The following is a 20,556-nucleotide window of genomic DNA, read 5'->3' as shown; positions in this document are numbered from 1 at the left end:
GAGGGGTTTTCAAGGTTTGGCAAACCGGGGTTTATCCCAACTTATAATTGATTGAGGGGGGATGTCAACCTTTTAGCCGTCCTGCCGGGGTGGCTATTGGGTAACCGGAACCACAATGCGAAAACCATACAGGCTGTTTTTGATATGGGGAAAGTTGCGGCCCCGGCGGGTCAGGGAGATGTCGTCGATGGTGTTGACCCATGAACCACCACGAATGACTTTCATCCGCTTTTTATCCGGTCCCTGGGGATCCAATTCCGGGCTGACCTGATAATAGTCTTTATCGTACCAGTCGAGGCACCATTCCCAGACATTGCCCGCCGTGTTGAGTAATCCAAAAGGACTGGCTCCTGATTCAAAATAATCCACCGGGCCGGTGAAGGGGTAGTTGTCTTCAACTCCGTAGACGTTGATAAAGTAAAGGTGAAAACCGCGTTCCCATTTGGCACCCCAGGGATACATGCGGCCATCGTTTCCTCGTGCTGCCTTTTCCCATTCCGCTTCAGTGGGCAGGCGACCTCCCTTCCATCGCGCATACGCCATGGCATCAAACCAGCTGACACCGACTACCGGGAGGTCGGGTTGGTTGAAACGAACGTCATCCCAGAAGCGTGGTTTAGTGTGGCTGGTAGCGTCGAGAAATTTTTTATATTGAGCGTTGGACACTTCCTGTCGGTCGATGTAAAACGCGGAAGTGTATACATAATGCATTGGCTGCTGGTCCTCGCTATTTCCTGAGTTTGTGCCCATGGGGAAATAGCCTTCCGGTATGTAGATCATCCCGGCTGGAGCCTGGGCTGAGGATGCACCGAATACATTGGATCCGGAAATAAAACTGATGAGCGGGAAAAAAAGAAGAACGGGCAGGAGTCTGGCTTTGCTTAGAATAAAGGTCATCCCAAATCGAAAAAACCGATGTAGCTCACAACATTGGTTTCGGGGTCAATTTCCAGGTTCTGTTCGATCTCTTCCACCCTCAGCCATTTGTAATGGCCGTTCCAGCAATTGAGACTGGTGATGGTGTTGCCGTACCAGTCGGAGCACTCGTTGAGGAATACTGGCGCCTGGCATTTGGGGCATTGGCCTTTGAGTTCGAACATCATGACGGGAATAGTCTCCGGGTTTGAAACCCAATTTATTAATTCCACCTCTAACAAAGGTTTCTTCTCTCAAACTTCCTCGATTGGAAATTTTTGATTTATCAGAGGTCACGTTGAAATAGTAAATCTAAAAACAGCGTCACTGCAAGCAAATTTCGTTGTCAGGCTCAATTTGTAAATTGAATAAAGCCTGAATTGTCAACAGGTTTTTTTTGTTGGCAGGAAGAGGAGGGGGTTAAACAGTGAATCCGGCGTTTTTCAGGCAGTGCAGAATTTCATCGACTGGCAGGCCTACAATATTGGTGTAAGAGCCTTCATAGCCTTTGATCAGTTGTTTGCCCAGACCCTGGATAGCATAGGCTCCCGCTTTGTCCATGGGCTCTCCGGATTCTATATAATCCTCAATGGTTTCCTGATTGAGTTTATGGAAGGAAACGGCGGAGGTCACGGTGTCAGAAAAAATTTGGGAATCCGGGGAGATGAGCGCATATCCGGTTACGACCTGGTGTTCGTTTCCGCTCAATCTGGACAGGATTTGTCGGGCGTCCTGGCGGTCTCGGGGTTTGCCGATGATCTGGTTGTCCAAAACCACCACGGTATCCGCCCCGAGTACAAAAGCATCGGGGTTATTATTGGCGACCCATTTTGCTTTCAAGGCTGCCAGGTTCTTAATATTTTCATGGATAGGCAGATTCGGGTCGGTGATTTCATCAACTTCAGCTGGAACGACTTCAAAGGTAATTCCGGCTTGCGTCAACAATTCTGAGCGTCTGGGGGATTTGGACGCAAGGATTAATTTCACGGCTTATAAGTTCCGGATTAAAAAAAACCGTCCGGTTTCGGGAAAAAGGGGGTTTTTCTGAAAGGGCAAACGGCTATAATCTAGCTGTCATTTTTTAATTGCGCAAGGGGCGAGGGATGGTCGCAAGTTCGACCAGGCTCTGAAGCCCGTTAGAAAGAGAAAATTAATGGTTGGATTGTCATATCGAATTCAAATTCGGCATATTGTAGTGGATAAACCTGAAGTTGCCGATTTATTAAAGCAGACGATTGACGAGGTCAAGGGGACAACTGCCCGGATCCAAATGCTGATGCGTCTCGCGGAAAAGTACAGCTTGTGCGATTCAAAATCAGACGGAGGCAATCTGGGATGGGTTGAATTGGGGTCGAACGATCCAAGGTTAAAGGATTATGATCCTGTTCTGGAAAACCATGAACTCGAAAAGATTATCCGGACAGCAATTCTGAATCACAAGATTGTGAAGGGGCGATTGTTTGGTCCTGTGGAAACAAAACAAGGACACCACTTGATTATGATCGCCAACGAATTTGGCGCCGAAAACGCAACTGCGTTCACAGGCTCGTCACTGTAACGGCTGCGGACAGCTCCCCATATAATGGGGACATGAATCGCTCAGGGTTCCTTCGCTTTTGCGTTTTCAAATAAATGGATCAGGAACCGCTTCCCATCCTTGCTTGCTATATGGGGTTCCATGCACTCCTGAACATTGCCCAGCTTCAACCTGTGGATCGGGAAGCGATTGAAGCGTTCATCTTGGAGTTGATGTTGATCGGGCTTCTGTCTGCACATCCCAAATTAATTTGGCTGGGTTGCTATTGGTCCGGCAACAAATAAAAAGAGTCCCAGCCTCCGGGATTCTAAAAAACAGCTTTAAAACTTTTTTACGGCTCAAAAACTTTTTTACGGCGCAGGATCTGGCTGGTCCCTGCCTGAACAACCAGCTTGAGTTCACAAGGATAAGTTCTTATTGCATCGGTGAACTTCCCGATGGCATCATTTTTGGCTTCCGCTTCGTCCACAGCCTCAACAGCAATTTCCCAGGCTTCTGCAATCGTGGGAATTCTTTCGAAACAGGCTTCTTCCAGTCGTTGGTCGCGTTCCTTGACCAACTCTTCGTTCAGGTTGTGAAATTCAGCGGCTAACAGAACATTGAATTGTCCCACCGTCGTTACTCCTTTGCTGCAAGTGTTCCTGAATCATAATCAAAAGCATAGTGTATAATAGTGGACCGTCCGGGAAAAAAGCAATTGAAAGTCACGGATTGTTCCGGATTCTCCGATTCCCTGCCGATTGGCAGACCTTTCCTGGCCAGTACAGGCCTGCAAAAACCCTTGACCCTCCTCCATCGATTCATCACCAACGCGTTCTGGAATGTGGGCGGAAAAATTTTCGTCCAGATGATCTACTTTGCCCTGTCCATCCTGATCTCCCGATATCTTGGGGCGGAAGGTCTGGGGATCTATGCTTCAATCCTGGTGGTACCGGCGTTCGTTCGTCTGCTCAATACCCTTGGGTTGGAAGGGATGCTCAACAAAAAACTGCCCGAACTTAATGTGCACGATCCAACCGGGTCTGAAGGTCGAGCACTTTTGAAAAAAGTGTTGGCCTGGAGGGTTGTAACGACCCTTATATTTGCCAGCCTGTTATACGGATTGCTGCCAGCTTATGCAGACTGGGCCAAGGTTCCGGAAATTATTGCTTACCGACCCGCCATAGTTTTGTATTTCATCGCAGTCACACTGAATTCCATGTTCGGTACGTTGTTCATGACCCTGGTGCGATTTCGTGTGGTCACGATCGCCGAAAGCCTCAACGCCTGTTTCAATCTATTCCTTCTGGTCATGTTCATCATGTTCGATTGGGGGATCTGGGGCATCCTGTTCGCCTACATTTTGTCGACACTGGCTCAGTTGATGTTTTATATCCAGCTGGCACGGCCTCATATATCGGGTCCGGTAAAAGAAACTCCCATGGAAGAGGTGCGCAGCCTGGCCTGGACTGTTTACGGCATCAACCTGCTCAGTATTGGGCTTTGGACCCAAAGCGACATCATGTTGATGAATTATTTCGAGGTTTCCAGGGCAGGCATCGGTTATTACCATCTGGCAACTTCCCTTGGGGCAATGGTTGTGTTCGCGTTGATGGGGCTCGGCCAGCTTGCACAGTCGCTTTATTCAGAATCGTATGCGCGTGATGGTGCACCCGGTTTGTCTTCCACCTGGCAGATGACCATTGCCTTTTGCGCCTGGATCACAGCGCCGGTTGGAGTGTTTGCATTTTGTTTTGCGCCGGAGATTGTTTCAGGTCTGTTTGGAACCGAGTTCGCCCCCGTGGCAAATGTGTTCCGGATTTATGTGACCTATCTGTTGATTGCGGCAATACTGGGATCAGACCTGAATAACTTTGCATTGTTCGTTTTGCATAAAAGAAAAACAGCTTTGCTCATCAGTTTTGAAGGGAGTGTGTGGAACCTGATCCTCGATGTGCTCTGGATTCCCTTGTATGGAGAGACAGGGGCCGCTCTTGCTACAGGTTCTGTGATGGTTTACATGGTGATTCGGCAATTATTCGCCATGCGTGCCAGCGTTCGGTCTGGTGCGTTGCTTTACCCGCTCATATTGGTGGTGCTGGTGTCGTTAACAGCATTGATTCCCGGCTGGTTGATGTTCGGACCCGGAATTCCTGCCCTGGGGTTTCAAATCTTGTCCTTTGCCATGACGTTTTTGCTTTTCACCCTCTGGGTGAAACCATTGCCGCCGGAGGTGGTGGATTGGGCCCATACGGTTTCTCCAAAACTTGCCGCCAGGGTCCAATGGTTTGTTAAAATAAAAAAGATAGGTTTTCTATGAACTTCCCTAAAAGGGAGGAAAAAATGAATTTTCAAAAAGAGTTTGAGTTTCTTGGCAAAAAGATTGGTGCGGCAGAGACACCTCCTTTAATTGTGGCGGAAATTGGTTTTAACCATAATGGGGATGTGGTTCTTGCAGAGGAGATGATCTGTTTGGCAAAAGATTGTGGGGCCGATGCGGTAAAACTTCAGACTTTCATCGGCACCGAGCTTTACGCGAAAACCTTTCATGCCATCGATCCGGACGATCCAGGTTCTGAGATTCCGTTCCATGAGTTCTGGGAGCGTTTCCAGCTTTCGCGCGACGATTATGCCCGCCTGTTTTCATTTGCGAAAGAGATTGGGATCCCATTGTTTTCCACTCCCTTTGATGAGGGCTCACTTGCCATGTTGATGGAGTTGGGAATGGGGGCGATCAAAATCGCATCCGGGGACCTCACTCACCACGAACTTCTGAAGGCCGCAGCTGGCGCAGGAGTTCCTGTCGTGTTGTCTTCCGGTATGGCCACGGAAGAGGAAGTGGAAAAAGCAATGGATGTTTTAAGGGGAGCCGGGGCAGACCGTGTGGTTTTACTCCATTGTGTTTCCAATTACCCCTCGAGGCCTGAAGAGATGAACCTGCGTGTCCTCAAACAACTCCATGACAGGTTTCAAGTGCCTGTTGGGTTATCCGACCATACTATGGAACCCGATTCCTCGGTTTTGGCTGCCGCCCTGGGTGCGTCGATAATCGAGAAACACTTTACGACGGACAGCAACCTGCCTGGCCCGGATCAAAAGGTGTCACTCGATCCGGATGGTTTGCGCAAGTTGAAAAGTGTACTGGATCAAACAGCGGCTGCTTTGGGCGATGGTAAAAAAGTGCCACAGGACTCGGAACTCGAAACCAAAAAAGGAGCGCGACGCAGTGTTGTTTCAAAAATCCACATTGATGCGGGAGCAAAATTGACGCGCGAGATGCTGGTATTTAAAAGACCGGGGACAGGCATTCCGGCTGAGCAAGTCGAAACCATTTTGGGAAAACCGGTGATTCAGAATATTCCGGCAGAATCGATTATCACTTCAGAGATGCTTGAGTTATAGAACGGTGAGATCGTCAGGCATCACCGCACGAGCGATTGAAAAAATGAAAGAACCAGAGGGCAGATTTGTTAAAGGCGCTGCCCGGCGGGAAAGTTTTGCAGTGAGGATGGTGAGTTTCTTACATGCCTGAGGTTAAATCAGAACCATTTTTTTACTTTAAGAAAAATAATTTGTCCTAAACAAATAACAATAAGAAGAAAACATACTATCCAGAAGGCCTGGTCATTTTTTGATCCTGGAATTCCATCAACGTTTATTCCCAGTAATCCTGTTAAAAACGATAAGGGAATAAAAATTGCGGCGATAATTGAGAATATATAGACCCTGTTATTGATTTGCTCGGTTAACTGCCCTGCCAATTCCTCATGAATAATTGTGGCTCGTTTTCCCATGGAGTCCAGATCTTCTACATAACGGGTTAACCGGTCAGTCATCTCCCTTATCCTGGCACGGTCAGCCTCTTTGCCCCAGAATGCGCTTTCCATTCCCAGGCGGAACAAGGCTTCTTTTTGTGGGCCAAGGTATCTACGCAGTTCAATAATCCTTTTTCTGATTTCAGACAATGCCATCCTGAAATCAAAATTCTGTGTGGTGATGATTTGATTTTCAAAATTGTCCAGTTTTTCGTCAATATCGAGGACGGCCTCAGAAATTGGCTCGATCAAAAAATCCAGCATTGAATAAATAAAATCGCAGGTATCTACAGGCCCCCTTCCCATTTCAATTGTTTTGGAAATATCCTCCATAACTCCTAGTTTGTATTTCCTGACGGAAATTATTTTGTCGGGTTCCAGCCACAGGCGCAGGGAAACCATGTCCTGAGGCTCATCGTCTTCGTTGGGACTGATGCCTCTCAAAATGAGTAGTATCCCTTTTTTGTTTACCAGGCAGCGGGGGCGGGTTGCTTCTGCCAGAAGGGCCTCGGCCATAACTTCATCCAGCCCGCTTTTATTCAGGATCCAGTCTCGGGAAATTGGGTTGCTGTAATCCAGATGGACCCATTTAAAACCCCTGTCCAAAATATCTTTCGAAAACTGGTCGAGGTCCGTTGGCGACCCCTTTCCATTTTCATCAATAAAGTAAGAATGAATCAAACCATCCATAATTAAATGAATTTCCTTATCGAATGGAATTTATTTATCTGAAAAACTTTCAGTTGAATCATCAGGGGCCATGGTGACCGTCATTTGGTTAAACGGAATGATGTAGCCCTCTCTATTACACACTTCCACAAGAACTTTATTAACGTCCCGTCTAAGGGAAAAATAACTCTCTCCCTGGTTTGCGTTGACTCCCACCAATACAACCAGATCCAAAGAACTGGGTCCGGCTGTGTCGAACTTGACTTTAATAAACGAAAAGACAGGAGGTTTGGATTCAAAATGGTCTTTAAACTCTTCCTCAAGGTTTTCTAAGAACAAATTTGGTATGTCCTCACAAATGTTTTTTTGAAGCGAATAGTCCAAACCAAATTTAATCACTATGGCATAGCCCCCGGAAATGTTTCTGGGTTTCATGGTTAAAAATTCCGGGGTCAAGTAAACCTGTCTTGCAAGTTTATTGATGAGAATAACCTGCTCAGGGGTCTGACTGGCTATCTGGCCAAATGTTTCATCTTGAAAAAATATCCAATCTCCCTGCTTTGTAGGAAACCATTCTTCCTCTTTGACAAATTGCCGGGAAGACAGTCCAATCATTTTTCCGACAGGCACCCTGATTATTCCACCATCCAACCGTGGATTGTGCAGGGTGACGTGAAAACCAATCTCCTTAACCAGCCAGGGAATCCCCTCATAGAACAAGCGCTCACCTTCTCGCACGGTACCTAAGTTTAGAATAAGTTTTAGTTCCTGGACAAATTTTGGAATAAATTGCCGGGAGGTCCAGGCGAAAGCAACCAGGACCAGAAAAAGTAAACTCAATAACAGCCAGTCATCAAACAAATACAAGGTGAACAGACTTGCTGAAAATGAAATCAGGAAAATGACCAGGAAATAGATCGCTTTAATAAACTTCCTTGCCGACCGGTTAATTCTATTCAGCAACTGGGTTTTTGATTCAATCGTTTTATAAACAAGAGTGAGGAGCCATCCCAGGCCAAACAGGAAGGTCAGGGCGACCAGAAAATTCCGGCCCCGAACGCTCATAAATTCGGTAATGGCCTGGCCAATCAGGGAAAAAAGATTCTGGTTGGATGATTGCAGATTTTGAAGCGTCCTTTGGGCCTCCTCCAGTTCCAGCTTCAGGATCTCAGGATCGTACTGGTCTTTAAGTTTGGCTAGTTCCTCCTGGAATTTTTGCAATACATCTTGCTGGGTTATTGATTTCTTTTTATCGTCTTCATCGAGGGTGAAGCCATTTAATTTTAATTCCTCCAAGGCCACAATATGCTTTCGTGCTTTTTCATAGGCCTGGATTTTATTTTGGAGCGATAGAATTTGTGCTTTCAAATTATCAATTTTTCTGGGACGTGCTGAAAAATCTTTTAACGAGTTTAGTATGGGCCGGGTAATATCCTGTAGTTCCTCCATCCACCCCTTCCGGGCCATTTCATCTTTGGAAATGTCTTCTTTTGGAATCTGCGTGGCAAGGGCTTCATAGGTTTCGATTAGATTACCCATTTCGGCTTGGAGCTCATTTATTCGACCCAGCACAAGTTTAGAGGGATCACGTTTTCCCAAATCCTCCAATTCCTTCTGAATTACCAACTTCCTTTTAGAAATTTGCAGCAACTGAAACTGGATTTTATGAATTGGGCTGGGGCCAAATTGGGGTTTTGGAGGGTCGGAGGGCTCCGGCGTTTCTTCAGGTTTACTGGTCTCAGCAGATTTGGATGGTTCGGCAGGCTTTTCAGCAATGGCGGGAGCAACACCCGCGAGCCAGAAAAGAAGAACTACGAGCCAAAGATGTCTTTTCACAGAAATAATATCCTTTTATATATTGTCTTTAAATCAGACCTGTTTTCGATTTGGGCTTTTTAATCATAACCTTTTTTGTTTCGAAGGGGCTGTACTTAAATGGTCCGGTTACCTTTTTGTTTCACTTTTGAGTGGGAAACCTTCTTGATATTCCTGCAACGATACTGCCTAAAATACAATGGGTCAGGGCGGATATTGCACCGGGTACCGTAGCTAGGCCGAAAGCTGCGAAGTTGTTACGCGCCAGTTCCGTTGCCAGCCCCGAATTCTGCATGCCCACCTCCACGGATATCGTGCGGGCGTCTCCATCGGGTCGGCCCATTAAACGCGATAACCCGTAGCCGAGGCCAAACCCCAGTGCATGCAGGATGACTATCGCCATCAAGAGAGGTCCGCCGCTTTGCAAAATCGCATCTTTTTTAACGGCAAGGATAAAGTCGACGATGAAAACGATAGACAGGACGGCTAATAAGGGTGTGTAGGGTGTGATCTTCGCAACCTGCCGGTGAAAGAAGTGGTTGATGACAACCCCGGCCATAACCGGCAACACCACAACCTGAAAGGTGTTGATTAATAAGCCAATCGTGTTCACCTCTATGGCACGGCCCATTAGGCTTTCGGAAATCGCTGAAACCAGCCAGGTGGTGAGCAATGGCGTGATGATGACGGCCAGTAATGTTGAGCAGGTGGTGAGCGTAACCGAAAGGGCCACATTTAATCTTGCGATGAAACACACCACGTTGGAGGCGGTGCCGCCTGGGCAGCACGCGACCAGGACGAGGCCGATCATGAAGTCCGGTGGCAGATCGAACCAGTGTGCAAGAAAAAAACCGAGACAGGGCATCACCCCGTACTGAAGGCCAACCCCGATGAACACAGCGCGCGGTAACTCGAGCACGCGCAAAAAATCCTGCCAGGTCAGAGTCAGCCCCATACTGAGCATGATGAGGCCGAGGAAGTAGGGAATCCACGTCGGTTGAAACCAGGTCGCCGTGCGTGGTTCGATTAATGCCAGCGCCGCACCCACCACCACCAAGATCGGGAAGGCGTTGGCCAGCTTTGTGAAAAAAAGTTCGGTCTTATTTAAAGTGGGTTTTTCAAGGTCATCCATCCGCTGGATTATAAACCACTTTGCGGCCTCTCGCCGTTGCGTAACAGACAACCGTTTGGCTGTATAACCGGGACACTAATAAATTTCACTTTTGGGTCACTTTCCGGAAGGGTGGCGTGAATCAGCAAGGATTATTGAGCCAATCGCGCAAGTTTTTAGTTGGCCGTGCGCCAGCCACCCATCTTGTTGCCAAACAAAAACTACATGGAATTGCTTCCGGCCTGGAACCAGGTCAGCTCTCCCTCTTCAACACCATATGCGATCTGGATCGGACGACAGCACACTTCGCAATCTTCAACGTATTCCTGCCCGCCAGCCGACAGATCGAGCAACATTGATATCAACTCGCCACAATAGGGACATGCAAATTCATGTTCGTCCATTTTACGTCTCAGTCCTTTGTCTGCATTGCACCCAACACCCGGTGCGGGTATCATGACCATTTTATAATAAAAAGATTCCTGGCCAACCTTTTGTCTACCCAAACAAATCCCGATTTAGAATTGTTAAAAAGCCAGCTCAAGGAACATCCCGGTTCAATTGATGCTCTGTATAAATTGGGCGTGTATTGTTTTGAACTGGGTGATCTCAAGAAGGGCGAGGATTATTTAAAAAAACTGTTGGCCCTGAAACCGGAACATGCAGGAGCCCTGACACTTTCAAGTCGGTTGTGCCGTGAGATCGGTAAGCTGCAAGAGGCGGAAGCTTGCCTGAAATATCTGGTGAAAGCCCATCCGGACGATGCGGAAGGGTGGTACGACCTCGGCAATATCCTGCGTGACCAGAAAAAACTGAATGAGGCGTCTGTCGCCTTTAAGCGGGCTCTGGAATTGAACCCCGAAGACCAGCGCGCGCAGTATCTGATTGCGGTGCTAAAGGGAGACAATCCGGATTCACCGCCAGACGATTATGTACGGTCTCTTTTCAATCCCTATGCGTCAAGATTCGACGACCACCTGGTTCACCGCCTGCGTTACAACGTGCCTGAAAAGCTGGCACGACTTCTGCGTGCATTGCGCGAAGGAACACCACGACTGAAGTCAGCACTGGATATGGGGTGCGGCACGGGCCTTTCCGGCCTGGCGTTTCGTTCGCAGGTCAAACATCTCGAAGGAGTCGATCTGGCACCCAACATGCTGGAACGCGCCCGCGCAAAAGGTGTTTACCATTCTCTGGTTCACGATTCCATTGACCATCATCTGGATTCGGTCGAGCAATCGTATGATTTGTTCATCGCCACCGATGTTTTGATTTATCTTGGAGCGGTCGAGGGCTTGTTCGAAAAGGTAGTCGAGCGGTCCAGGCCAGGAGCCTGGTTTGTGTTCTCGACCGAGAGTGTGGAGGGCCCCGACTTTGAAGCGTTGACCTCAGGACGCTACTCTCATTCGATGTTTTACATCCAGCGACTGGCAGACCAGTTTAAATTTGAAGTGTCTGCCTGCCAGGCCACGGATATCCGTGAGGAATACGGTAAAGGCCTGCCCGGTCATTTGTTTGTATTGAGGTCTAGAGCTCAATAAAATCATTTCTCAATTTGCAGCATCATCCAATCTTAACCTGGCCTTTTGATATACTGAACACATGAACGGTTCCGATTTAAAAACAGGGGCCGCCGTTTGGAGCCGCTGGATCACCCGATTGCTGCTCACGGTGGTTTTTTTTGTGGGCGCAGGTGAAGTAACAACGGCGCACGAGTTGTCGGGTTACGTTGGCGGTCAGACACGCCTGTTTTTCCAGGAAGCACAGTTCCCCGGTCAGCGCGACCATGGAGTCTCTCTCGTTCTGCGTCCGGAGTACTACCACGAATTCGAATCGGGCAGCAGTGTCGCGGTCACCCCATTTTTCCGGCTCGATTCGCAGGATTCGCGTCGAACCCATTTTGATCTGCGCGAAGCCACCTACCTGCACCTCGCTGACGAGTTTGAACTGAGGCTCGGCGTGCGCCGCGTGTTCTGGGGCGTAACTGAGTTTTCACACCTGGTCGACATTATCAATCAGACCGACCTCGTCGAAAGTTTCGATACCGAAGCCAAGCTCGGCCAGCCCATGGTCAATCTATCAATCGACCGCGACTGGGGCACAGTGGATTTGTTCTGGTTGCCTTATTTTCGCGAACGCACTTTTCCTGGACGCGGTGGACGTTTGCGGTTCGGCACTGTACTCGACACGGACAATGTTCTATACGAAAGTGGCGCTAAAGAATGGAATCAGGATTTCGCGGTGCGTTACAGTCGCGTGATCGAAGACGTCGACCTCGGTTTGTCGTGGTTCCACGGTACCAGTCGGGACCCGTCTTTCCTGTTCATGCCCAATGCCGCCGGAGTGCCGCAGGGTCGGTTGCTCTATCAGCAGATCGATCAGGTCAGTCTTGACGCTTCCTATGTTGCCGATGCCTGGCTGTGGAAACTGGAGGCGCTTTACCGTAACGGACAAGGCAACCGGCAGGGTCCGGCAACTGATAACTATGTTGCTCTGACCGGCGGATTCGAGTACACGCTCTTTGGGATTTTTGACAAAGGCTGGGACCTCGGTCTGATCGGAGAGTATCTGTTTGACGAGCGTGGAGACGATGCACTGACTCCCTTTGAAAACGATATCGGCATCGGTGCACGACTGGCACTCAACGATGTGCAAAGCACAGAAATATTACTGGGGATGATTCAGGACATCGACACCGCTGCGCGTTTTGTTTCGGTGGAAGCCAGCCGCCGAATAGGCGACCGCTGGACATTGGAGGCCGAAGCGCGGCTGTTTCTCAGTCAACCTCCGTCAGACTTTTTTGTAAATCTAAGTCAAGATGATCTTGTGCAAATCGAACTGCAATATCATTTTTGAAAAAATTCAAAGCCCCCTGCTTCGCGTCCCCCTTCGGAGAAGGGGGAATATTGGATTCACCCAAAAAAATACGTTATTTAAAAACCCTGCCGCCTTTCCCTTTAGCTAGCTCAGGACAAGCTCAGAAGGTGGAGTATCGGGTCAAGCCAAAAACAAAACCATAGTTTTAAAGCTACTCTTCTTCGCGTATCCCATTCCTTTGGCAAGTTTAGGACAAGTCCAGAAAGGGAGAAATTGAATTCACCTTAATTTGAGCCGTCGTTAGTGAATTTGAATTGGTTTTATTTTTACAACATCCTTGATGTTTAGTTTTTGGTTTTGTCTTTAAGCTCCCCCTTCTCCGAAGGGGGCTGGGGGGCTTCTTCCATTTGTTTTGTTTCAATAAAGTTTTGTAAAGTTTCCATCACACTGTCAATCTCATTCATCACTTCATGATTTGAAAAGCGAACTATCTTCAACCCCTGATTCTCAAGCCACACAGTTCTATTCTGATTCTATACCTTTGCTTTATCTTCTCCATGGCTGTCTCCGTCGATCTCTACGACCAGCCCCAAGCTATGGCAATAGAAATCCACAATGAAACTTCCAATTGGTTTTTGTCTGTTGAAAGGATGTTGTGTGTAAAAAGGCATTGTGCGCAAAATTTCCCAGAACTTCTTTTCTGATGGCGTGGAGTTGTTGCGAAGCTGCCTGGCTTTTTCTTTTAATTTCTCATTGTAGGGAATATGAGGGTTAAGTATTTTTTTTTGCATTTATATTTAGCTTAGTGTTTCAAAGCCCCCTGCTTCGCGTCCCCCTTCGGAGAAGGGGGAATATTGGATTTTCCCAAAAATAAATTCGTAGTTTAAAACCTTCTCGCTTATCCTCTTCTCTATTTTATTCAACAAATTCAGGGCAAACTTTAAAAGGAGAAAAAGGGGGCATCTCATATCAATTTATATCAACCGTTCGCGGAGGACTAATCCACTCTACCGCGTAGCCAGCCGGAGAGGTGGACCAGGAAGGCGCCGCCTGCAAACACGGCCCAGCCCCAGGCGGGTTTGATCTTTTCCACACCTACCTTATCAAAGCCATTAAAAATTCCGCCGACGATCGTTTCCTGTTTGCCAGAAAGCACCTGGGCAATTTCCTGACTCTGCATGTAGTGGATGGCAAACAGGGAGCTGGCGATCACAAGCCCGATCGACCGCGACCATCGAAAATTGTTGCGAGCCATATCAAACATCGCAAACAAGGTGAGAAAAATAATGGCCCCGGTTGCCATAATACTTTTGCTGTAAAGAATGATGTCCGGCACGAGTCGGACTTTATAAATAGGCAGGTATATCGCGATGGAGATCATCAGCACACCCAGGCCGCCAGCCAACGTCGCGCGTTTTTCACCAGTGTCGGCCTGTTTACGCTGCTCATCCATCGCTTTCTTTAAAATTTTGTTGCGCTGCTGCGTATAATCTTCATCCGACAATTTTCCGGATGCGTGTTTTTTGGCGAGCCGCTTCAGTCGTGCTTTCTTTTCAGGGTCGTGGACTTCGATATCGGGGTCTTTGGGTTTTTCTTTTGCGGAAGTTTTAGATTCTTCCACCTCCGGCGGTTTTTCGAATAAAGCTTTCAACTGCGGATGCTTGCCAGCGTGAATCCATTTTTTTTCATCCTGGGAAATTTCGTCGCTGGAATAAATTTCCCCGCGCTGAATTTTTTCAGGCAGGTCGCGCGTGTTCACATTTCGGATGACTTTATGTCCGCGCCGGATCGAAACCATTTGGCCGCGTTTGACCTGCTCCGCCGTCGGTTCCGGTCGGTCGCGCTCCAGGGCTTTCTTGGCCAGGTAATCTGAAAGCACCAGACCACAGACAGAACACACCTCCCGGGGCTTCTGTTCAAAACCGCATTCAGGACATTTCATATAGGTATCCGATTAGTTGAACCAGAAAACTGTCCTTTTATCTTCTTGAAATCTTTCCTCTATGTCAAATCGCGCCCCTTTTTTCATCTGGGCGAAATGGCGGTTGGAGAGGCAAAATTCCATTTTCTGGAAAGGCCCAATTACAGGCTTCCGGATTTCCGGACACTCCCGCAAAATCATAAAAAACAAGCGCTAAGCCCATACTTCCCATGGTATTATTGGGAAAAAGAGTTATAATTATTCATTCCCTAGTCCTTTTTCCCACTGGATATCGATGAAATACCTTGTATTGATCGGGGGTGGCCTGAGCGATCAGCCCATTGCCGAAAGAGATAATCAGACGCCATTGCAATTGGCAAATACGCCTAATCTGGACCGGCTGGCTCAGACCGGTCGGGCAGGGGCCTACAATCCCCTTCCCGAATCGTTGCCTGCAGGACCCGAGGTCTCCCTGCTGGGGTTGCTTGGGTATGATCCGGTCGAGTATGTATCGGGTCCCGGTCACTATCTGGCTAAAGCGCTCAAAGTGCCGGTGGGTGAAGACGAGATGCCGTTGTGTTGCGATTTCATTATTCTGCAGTCCAGCCACAACGATATGATCCTCAAGGATTTCACTGCGGATCGTTTATCTGGAGAAGACTCGGCGACCCTCATCGCGGCCTTGCAGGAGTCGATTGTAAGCGACGATGTCCGTTTTCATTCCGGTGGGGGACCCAGTAACCTGATGGTGATGAAGACCGACCCTTTCCCGGATCGGTTGCAACCTCCAATGGAGCTGGTCGGGGAGGGCATCAGAAAACACATTCCGCAGGAGAAGCCTTATCGGGAGTTGGTGCATCTAATGAATGAGGCGCAGATCATTTTGCACAACCATCCATTCAATCGCCAACGCGCAGCCGATAGTGCCGACGCGGTCAACAGCGTCTGGTTCTGGGGCAATGGTCAGTCAAAACAGCTCCCGGAATTTGAACAACACATTGGGGAAAAAGGTGCGGTGATCACAGCTTCCCCTCTGTTTAGGGGGATGGCCCTGGCTGCCAATATGCATGTGCCCGAGGTTGAAGGGATTACCGGTTTTCTTGATACAAATTACGAGGCCACGGTGGAAGCAACGCTGAAGGCCCTTGAGACACACGATATCGTTTACACCCATGTGGGAGCTGGCGAACCGGTTTCATTGCAGGGAATGATCGACGACAAGGTCGATGCGATCGAAGATTTCGATGAAAAAATTGTGGGTCCGCTGGTGCAGCATGCAGAGTTGCAGGGCAATTTACGGGTTCTTGTTACGGAAAATCACATGAGTTCGGTGGACCTCATGCGTTACAAAAAAAGTCCCGTGCCCTATGTGATGTACCCGGCAAAAGCATCAGGAACCGCGGTTCAGGGCTTTGATGAAGAGTTGATTTCAGACGGAAGTGCACCGATAGCCAGTGGCCAGGAATTGATCCGGTTATTTATTAATGAGGCAGGATGAGTCAGAACATAGTTGTCCAGAAATATGGCGGGACCTCCGTCGGCTGCACGGAGCGCATCTGGCAAGTCGCCAAACGTGTGGCTGAAACACGTGCAAAAGGGAAAAAGGTATTGGTGGTCGTGTCGGCCATGGCGGGAGAAACCGACCGCTTGCTGAACCTTGCGCATGAAATGAGCGACAACCCGAACCGGCGGGAGATTGATCTTCTCTTGTCCTCCGGGGAACGTATATCAGCAGCGTTGCTGGCTATTGCCTTGCGTGAAATGGGCTGCCCCGCAATATCGGTTACCGGTCGACAAATGGGATTGCTCACCGATAACAGCCACACTCGTGCGCGAATTATTGAAATCGATGGTAAGCGGGTGCGCAAAATTTTAAAAGACAATCAGGTGGTTGTCTGCGCCGGGTTCCAGGGAGTTAACGACCAGGGAGATGTCACCACCCTTGGCCGAGGTGGGTCAGACACTTCTGCTGTTGCACTGGCTGTGGCAGTGAAATCAGACGTATGCGAAATCTACACTGATGTGAAGGGTGTCTACACCACAGATCCCAGGATTGTCCCGGAGGCGCGGAAACTGGACATGGTGTCGTTTGAAGAAATGCTCGAAATGGCGAGTCTGGGTGCGAAAGTTCTGCAGATCCGCTGTGTTGAATACGCGAACAAATATAAAATGCCAATCAAGGTGCGTTCCACGTTTGAAGACGACCCGGGAACGCTGATTTGCGAGGAGAGTCCGGAAATGGAACAACCGGTTGTATCGGGCGTCATGTGCGCCAAAGACCAGTCGAAAATTACGTTGAAAGGAGTGCCGGACCAACCGGGAATCGCGGCGAAAGTATTTTGCCCGTTGTCTGACCAGGATATTTCGGTAGATGTCATCATCCAGAATATCAGCCAGGAAGGCCACACTGATATTTCCTTTACGTTACCTAAGACGCATCTCAACGAAGCGATGGAGGTGATGGAACGGTCCGGTAAGGAAATTCAGGCGGCAGAAGTTGTGGCTGATTCACACATCGCCAAGATCTCGATTGTCGGGGCGGGGATGCGCAGTCATGCCGGTATTGCGGCGCGCATGTTTGATTCATTGTCGCGGGAAGGTATCAATATCATGATGATCAGTACCTCTGAGATTCGTATCTCCTGCATCCTGGAAGAAAAATACGCAGAACTTGCCGTTCGGGTTTTGCACGATGAATTTAAACTCGGTGAAAACAATTCGGAAGAATCGCCACAAGCGGCGGAAACAAACAAGAAGGCTATGTGAAATGAAAAATATCCTCATATATGACACAACATTGCGTGACGGTTCGCAGGCTGAAGATATCGCTTTCACCGTGGAAGATAAAATCCGTATAGCCCGGAAGCTGGACGAATCAGGTATCCCTTATATCGAAGGAGGGTGGCCGGGAGCGAATCCAAAGGATGCCGAGTTTTTCAAAAAAATTCAGGATATTCAGTTCGAACAGGCTCGATTGGCTGCATTTGGCAGTACACGGGGAGTGCGCAACCGAACGGAAGACGATCCCAATCTGCGCCAACTGGTCGAAGCCAATACTCCGGTGATCACCATTTTCGGGAAGTGCTGGGACATGCAGGTCACTGAAGCACTGAACGCCAGCCTGGATGATAACCTTCAAATGGTTGGTGAGAGTATCCAGTTTTTAAAGAAGCATTGCGACGAGGTGATGTTTGATGCCGAGCATTTTTTTGATGGGTGCAAGCACAACCCGGACTATGCACTTAAGGTTTTGAAAACGGCAGAAGAGGCTGGGGCGGACTGGCTGGTCCTGTGTGATACCAACGGGGGTTCCATGCCCTGGGATATCGATGAGTTGACGCACAAGGTGCTTTCCACCTGCCGTGCACGGATCGCGGTGCACACCCACAACGATTCAGAACTGGGTGTTGCCAACGCGCTGGCAGCAGTTCGTGCGGGTGTTGAGCAGGTGCAGGGTACCATCAACGGTTATGGTGAACGTTGCGGAAACTGTAACCTGATCTCAGTAATGGCCAACCTGAAACTCAAGATGGAAAAAGAATGTCTTTCCGACGAGAACCTGACGGGATTGAAGGAATTGTCCAATTTCGTTGACGAACTTGCCAACAAAGGCCATTGGAACCGTCAGCCTTATGTTGGCAGGAGTGCATTTGCCCATAAGGGAGGGGTGCACATCAGTGCCATCAAGAAAAATCGTGAAACCTACGAACACATTGTTCCAGAGTCTGTAGGCAATTCCACGCGGATTCTGGTTTCCGAGCAATCCGGGCGGAGTACGATCCTTTCCAAGGCACGAGAATATGGGGTTGACCTGGAGGAGAACGATCCTCGCATCCATGAATTGCTTGCCCAATTGAAAGAAGCGGAGAATCTCGGATTTCAATATGAGGGCGCGGAAGCATCTTTTGAATTGCTGATGCGGGATGCCCGGGGTGAGATCGAACAATTGTATGAGTTTGTGGGTTTTCGGGTGATTGTTGAAAAGCGGAAAGAAGACGAGTCTCCGATTTCTGAGGCAACGGTCAAGGTTCGGGTGAATGGTATCCAGGAAATTATGGCAGCAGAGGGCCACGGACCAGTCAACGCGCTTGACAAAGCAATCCGAAAGGCTTTGACTAAATTCTATCCGGAGCTTGCTGAAATGAGTCTGCTCGATTATAAGGTCCGCATTCTGGATGATAAACAGGGAACCCGTGCCCGGATCCGCGTTCTTGTCGAATCTGGTGACGAACATGCCCGTTGGGGAACGGTGGGGGTTTCGGAAGACATCATCGAAGCCAGTTGGCAGGCCCTTATCGATAGCATTCAATACAAGCTTCACGCGTTTTCGTTGAAAGAAAAAATACCCACTTGACGAGTCCAACCTGGGAGGGAACGGTTGCAGGACTGGAAACCCCTGTATCCCGTTCCAGTATGTTATGGATACTGTTCGTGGATTTTCTGAACCCTCGCCTCAACCAGTTGATACTGATGCGCCGCTCAACGTTTTGCTGGTCGAGGATGACGATGAAGATGCTGAATTTCTCGAAATCATTCTAAGCCAGGTCACCAACCCGCCGTTTTTACTGGAAAGGGCTCAGACCCTTCATGAGACCCTTGATTACCTTACTCGAGCTGAAGCTGATCTGGTATTGCTCGACCTGTTTTTACCGGATTGCAAGGGCATCGAAACTCTCCAAAGCATTACCAGGGTTGTTCCTCGAACTTCCATTGTAGTTTTGACCGGAGCAAATGATGAGCGCCTCGCCTTGACTGCCCTCAATCGCGGAGCGCAAGACTATATTGTCAAAGGTCACCTCCACACCGCGCAGTTGTCGCGGTCCATGAGATTTGCAGTCGAACGAAAACGTGTCGGGATCGCTCTCATGGAAAGTGAAGAGAGACTCCGCAGTGTGATCGAGAATGCATTGGATACTATTCTGTCGCTCGACCAGAACGGCACTATCCAATCCATAAATCCGGCTGGAGAACGCACTTTCGGATTCAAGTCTTCTGAAGTCATTGGAAAAAATATCCGGATATTGATTCCGGATCTCGCCACCCTGTTGCCTCTAGCCAAAGACAGTTACGAAACAGGAACGGGACAGATCATAGGACAGTTCATCGAAGCGAGTGGTCTCCAGAAAAATGGGAATATGATTCCACTTGAACTGAGTTTGAGTGAGACCACGTCAGGAGGACAGCCTCTGGTGATAGGAGTCGTGCGTGACGTCACCGATCGCAAGCTTTCCGAAGCACGTCTTCGAAAAGCACAGGAAGATCTTGTGCAGGCCGCAAAAATGGCGGTGCTCGGGCAGATGTCTGCAGGTATCAGCCATGAGTTGAATCAGCCCCTGGAAGCTTTGCAGGCCTATGTCGATAATGTTGAGCAACTGCTTAAAGAAAAACGTTACGAAGAAGTCCGGTCCAATTTTGTCGCCATATCGGACATGACCCGCCGTGCCGGGAAAATAGTCAGTAACATCAAGAACCTGGTTCAACACCAACCGCAGGAGAAGCGACCGGTTTTAACCAAGACGGTAATGGAATCTGCTCTGGCTTTCATGCAGATAGGAAACAGGTTGGATGGAATTGAAATTGTCAGGATGTATCAGGCAGAGCCTGCGTGGATCATGGGTGAAGCGGTTCAGCTGGAGCAGGTCTTTCTGAATTTAATTGGTAATGCAATTGATGCCATGCAGCATTTGTCAAACAAGCGCCTGATTTTTATCATTACCTCGACGAAGAGCCAGGTTTGGGTCACCATTCGTGATACGGGGCCGGGTATCAGTAAAAGCGTGCTATCCAAAATATTTGATCCTTTTTTTACCACCAAGTCATCGCAAAAAGGCCTGGGGTTGGGGTTGGCAATTTCCTCCAGCATCATTCAGGAGTTTGGAGGGACATTGGAAGCATCCAATCATCCTGAAGGTGGAGCCCAGTTTACTTTGACATTTGATAAAATTGGCGAAGAACAGTTCTCCTGATTTTTATTGGA

19 protein-coding genes and 1 pseudogene are annotated in these 20,556 nt (G+C 48.6%); 10 read left to right on the top strand and 10 right to left on the bottom strand.

The features are described from left to right. Positions 1–93: 93 nt before the first annotated feature. The 3 genes from G3M70_03985 to G3M70_03975 all read right to left on the bottom strand — a co-directional run bounded on the left by G3M70_03985 (position 94) and on the right by G3M70_03975 (position 1,902). Positions 94–897, bottom strand: a complete 804-nt coding sequence (locus G3M70_03985; GenBank protein ID QPJ61091.1) for a formylglycine-generating enzyme family protein — start codon at positions 895–897, stop codon at positions 94–96. Beyond that, on the bottom strand, positions 894–1,100 hold the full coding sequence (locus G3M70_03980; GenBank protein ID QPJ63703.1) for a hypothetical protein: 207 nt from the start codon (positions 1,098–1,100) through the stop codon (positions 894–896). Before G3M70_03980 ends, G3M70_03985 begins: the two co-directional genes overlap by 4 nt. 235 nt (positions 1,101–1,335) lie before the next feature. After that, positions 1,336–1,902, bottom strand: coding sequence for a septum formation inhibitor Maf (locus tag G3M70_03975; protein ID QPJ61090.1), 567 nt, complete (start codon positions 1,900–1,902; stop codon positions 1,336–1,338). Between the two features lie 166 nt (positions 1,903–2,068). Between G3M70_03975 and G3M70_03970 the strand changes: the two genes are divergently transcribed. Both G3M70_03970 and G3M70_03965 read left to right on the top strand, forming a co-directional pair. After that, positions 2,069–2,473, top strand: coding sequence for a hypothetical protein (locus tag G3M70_03970; GenBank protein QPJ61089.1), 405 nt, complete (start codon positions 2,069–2,071; stop codon positions 2,471–2,473). Positions 2,474–2,547: 74 nt separating this feature from the next. Continuing rightward, the gene (locus G3M70_03965) at positions 2,548–2,736 is read left to right on the top strand and encodes a hypothetical protein (protein ID QPJ61088.1); all 189 of its coding nucleotides are present in this window, start codon (positions 2,548–2,550) and stop codon (positions 2,734–2,736) included. Positions 2,737–2,783: 47 nt separating this feature from the next. Here the strand turns inward: G3M70_03965 and G3M70_03960 are convergent, their stop codons facing one another. Further along, a complete protein-coding gene (locus G3M70_03960) occupies positions 2,784–3,065 on the bottom strand; it encodes a hypothetical protein (GenBank protein ID QPJ61087.1) in 282 nt (93 codons plus the stop codon). An 84-nt stretch (positions 3,066–3,149) separates the two neighbouring features. On the opposite strand from G3M70_03960, the gene G3M70_03955 reads away from it, so the two are divergent. Together G3M70_03955 and G3M70_03950 are read left to right on the top strand one after the other, a co-directional pair. Next, positions 3,150–4,751, top strand: coding sequence for an oligosaccharide flippase family protein (locus tag G3M70_03955; GenBank protein QPJ61086.1), 1,602 nt, complete (start codon positions 3,150–3,152; stop codon positions 4,749–4,751). 23 nt (positions 4,752–4,774) lie between these two features. Beyond that, the gene (locus G3M70_03950) at positions 4,775–5,833 is read left to right on the top strand and encodes a hypothetical protein (protein ID QPJ61085.1); all 1,059 of its coding nucleotides are present in this window, start codon (positions 4,775–4,777) and stop codon (positions 5,831–5,833) included. 137 nt (positions 5,834–5,970) lie between these two features. Here the strand turns inward: G3M70_03950 and G3M70_03945 are convergent, their stop codons facing one another. The 4 genes from G3M70_03945 to G3M70_03930 all read right to left on the bottom strand — a co-directional run bounded on the left by G3M70_03945 (position 5,971) and on the right by G3M70_03930 (position 10,245). After that, entirely contained in the window at positions 5,971–6,936 is a 966-nt protein-coding gene (locus G3M70_03945; protein QPJ61084.1) for a zinc transporter ZntB, read from the bottom strand. Positions 6,937–6,966: 30 nt separating this feature from the next. Beyond that, positions 6,967–8,751: a hypothetical protein gene (locus tag G3M70_03940; protein QPJ61083.1), complete on the bottom strand. Its 1,785-nt coding sequence runs from the start codon at positions 8,749–8,751 to the stop codon at positions 6,967–6,969. A 121-nt stretch (positions 8,752–8,872) separates the two neighbouring features. After that, positions 8,873–9,784, bottom strand: coding sequence for a bile acid:sodium symporter family protein (locus G3M70_03935; GenBank protein ID QPJ63702.1), 912 nt, complete (start codon positions 9,782–9,784; stop codon positions 8,873–8,875). A 278-nt stretch (positions 9,785–10,062) separates the two neighbouring features. Then, on the bottom strand, positions 10,063–10,245 hold the full coding sequence (locus tag G3M70_03930; GenBank protein QPJ63701.1) for a CPXCG motif-containing cysteine-rich protein: 183 nt from the start codon (positions 10,243–10,245) through the stop codon (positions 10,063–10,065). A 90-nt stretch (positions 10,246–10,335) separates the two neighbouring features. Here G3M70_03930 and G3M70_03925 point away from each other — a divergent pair, with 90 nt between their 5' ends. Both G3M70_03925 and G3M70_03920 read left to right on the top strand, forming a co-directional pair. Beyond that, positions 10,336–11,382, top strand: a complete 1,047-nt coding sequence (locus G3M70_03925) for a tetratricopeptide repeat protein (GenBank protein ID QPJ61082.1) — start codon at positions 10,336–10,338, stop codon at positions 11,380–11,382. Positions 11,383–11,443: 61 nt separating this feature from the next. Beyond that, positions 11,444–12,697 carry a hypothetical protein gene (locus G3M70_03920; protein ID QPJ61081.1) on the top strand — a complete coding sequence of 418 codons (1,254 nt, stop codon included), beginning with the start codon at positions 11,444–11,446 and terminating at the stop codon, positions 12,695–12,697. A gap of 305 nt (positions 12,698–13,002) precedes the next feature. On the opposite strand, the pseudogene G3M70_03915 reads toward G3M70_03920, so the two are convergent. Continuing rightward, positions 13,003–13,449: pseudogene (locus G3M70_03915) on the bottom strand (endonuclease domain-containing protein). Between the two features lie 206 nt (positions 13,450–13,655). Continuing rightward, entirely contained in the window at positions 13,656–14,600 is a 945-nt protein-coding gene (locus G3M70_03910; GenBank protein ID QPJ61080.1) for a hypothetical protein, read from the bottom strand. Positions 14,601–14,874: 274 nt separating this feature from the next. Between G3M70_03910 and G3M70_03905 the strand changes: the two genes are divergently transcribed. From G3M70_03905 to G3M70_03890, 4 genes are all read left to right on the top strand, one after another. Next, the gene (locus tag G3M70_03905) at positions 14,875–16,077 is read left to right on the top strand and encodes a phosphoglycerate mutase (GenBank protein ID QPJ61079.1); all 1,203 of its coding nucleotides are present in this window, start codon (positions 14,875–14,877) and stop codon (positions 16,075–16,077) included. Next, complete coding sequence (locus G3M70_03900) at positions 16,074–17,345, top strand: aspartate kinase (GenBank protein ID QPJ61078.1); 1,272 nt, start codon at positions 16,074–16,076, stop codon at positions 17,343–17,345. Before G3M70_03905 ends, G3M70_03900 begins: the two co-directional genes overlap by 4 nt. Before the next feature lies 1 nt (position 17,346). Beyond that, positions 17,347–18,933 carry a citramalate synthase gene (locus tag G3M70_03895; protein ID QPJ61077.1) on the top strand — a complete coding sequence of 529 codons (1,587 nt, stop codon included), beginning with the start codon at positions 17,347–17,349 and terminating at the stop codon, positions 18,931–18,933. A 64-nt stretch (positions 18,934–18,997) separates the two neighbouring features. After that, positions 18,998–20,545, top strand: a complete 1,548-nt coding sequence (locus G3M70_03890) for a PAS domain S-box protein (protein QPJ61076.1) — start codon at positions 18,998–19,000, stop codon at positions 20,543–20,545. The last annotated feature ends 11 nt before the right edge of the window (positions 20,546–20,556 follow it).

The organism is Candidatus Nitronauta litoralis (assembly GCA_015698285.1).
Taxonomy (GTDB): Bacteria; Nitrospinota; Nitrospinia; order Nitrospinales; family Nitrospinaceae; genus Nitronauta; species Nitronauta litoralis.
This window is presented reverse-complemented; position numbering and strand designations above follow the sequence as displayed.

Coding starts and splice junctions, on each gene's coding strand:
- G3M70_03985 (QPJ61091.1), bottom strand. CDS start 897: ATGACCTTTATTCTAAGCAAAGCCAGACTCCTGCCCGTTCTTCTTTTT.
- G3M70_03980 (QPJ63703.1), bottom strand. CDS start 1,100: ATGTTCGAACTCAAAGGCCAATGCCCCAAATGCCAGGCGCCAGTATTC.
- G3M70_03970 (QPJ61089.1), top strand. CDS start 2,069: ATGGTTGGATTGTCATATCGAATTCAAATTCGGCATATTGTAGTGGAT.
- G3M70_03965 (QPJ61088.1), top strand. CDS start 2,548: ATGGATCAGGAACCGCTTCCCATCCTTGCTTGCTATATGGGGTTCCAT.
- G3M70_03950 (QPJ61085.1), top strand. CDS start 4,775: ATGAATTTTCAAAAAGAGTTTGAGTTTCTTGGCAAAAAGATTGGTGCG.
- G3M70_03945 (QPJ61084.1), bottom strand. CDS start 6,936: ATGGATGGTTTGATTCATTCTTACTTTATTGATGAAAATGGAAAGGGG.
- G3M70_03930 (QPJ63701.1), bottom strand. CDS start 10,245: ATGGACGAACATGAATTTGCATGTCCCTATTGTGGCGAGTTGATATCA.
- G3M70_03920 (QPJ61081.1), top strand. CDS start 11,444: ATGAACGGTTCCGATTTAAAAACAGGGGCCGCCGTTTGGAGCCGCTGG.
- G3M70_03910 (QPJ61080.1), bottom strand. CDS start 14,600: ATGAAATGTCCTGAATGCGGTTTTGAACAGAAGCCCCGGGAGGTGTGT.
- G3M70_03905 (QPJ61079.1), top strand. CDS start 14,875: ATGAAATACCTTGTATTGATCGGGGGTGGCCTGAGCGATCAGCCCATT.
- G3M70_03900 (QPJ61078.1), top strand. CDS start 16,074: ATGAGTCAGAACATAGTTGTCCAGAAATATGGCGGGACCTCCGTCGGC.
- G3M70_03895 (QPJ61077.1), top strand. CDS start 17,347: ATGAAAAATATCCTCATATATGACACAACATTGCGTGACGGTTCGCAG.
- G3M70_03890 (QPJ61076.1), top strand. CDS start 18,998: ATGGATACTGTTCGTGGATTTTCTGAACCCTCGCCTCAACCAGTTGAT.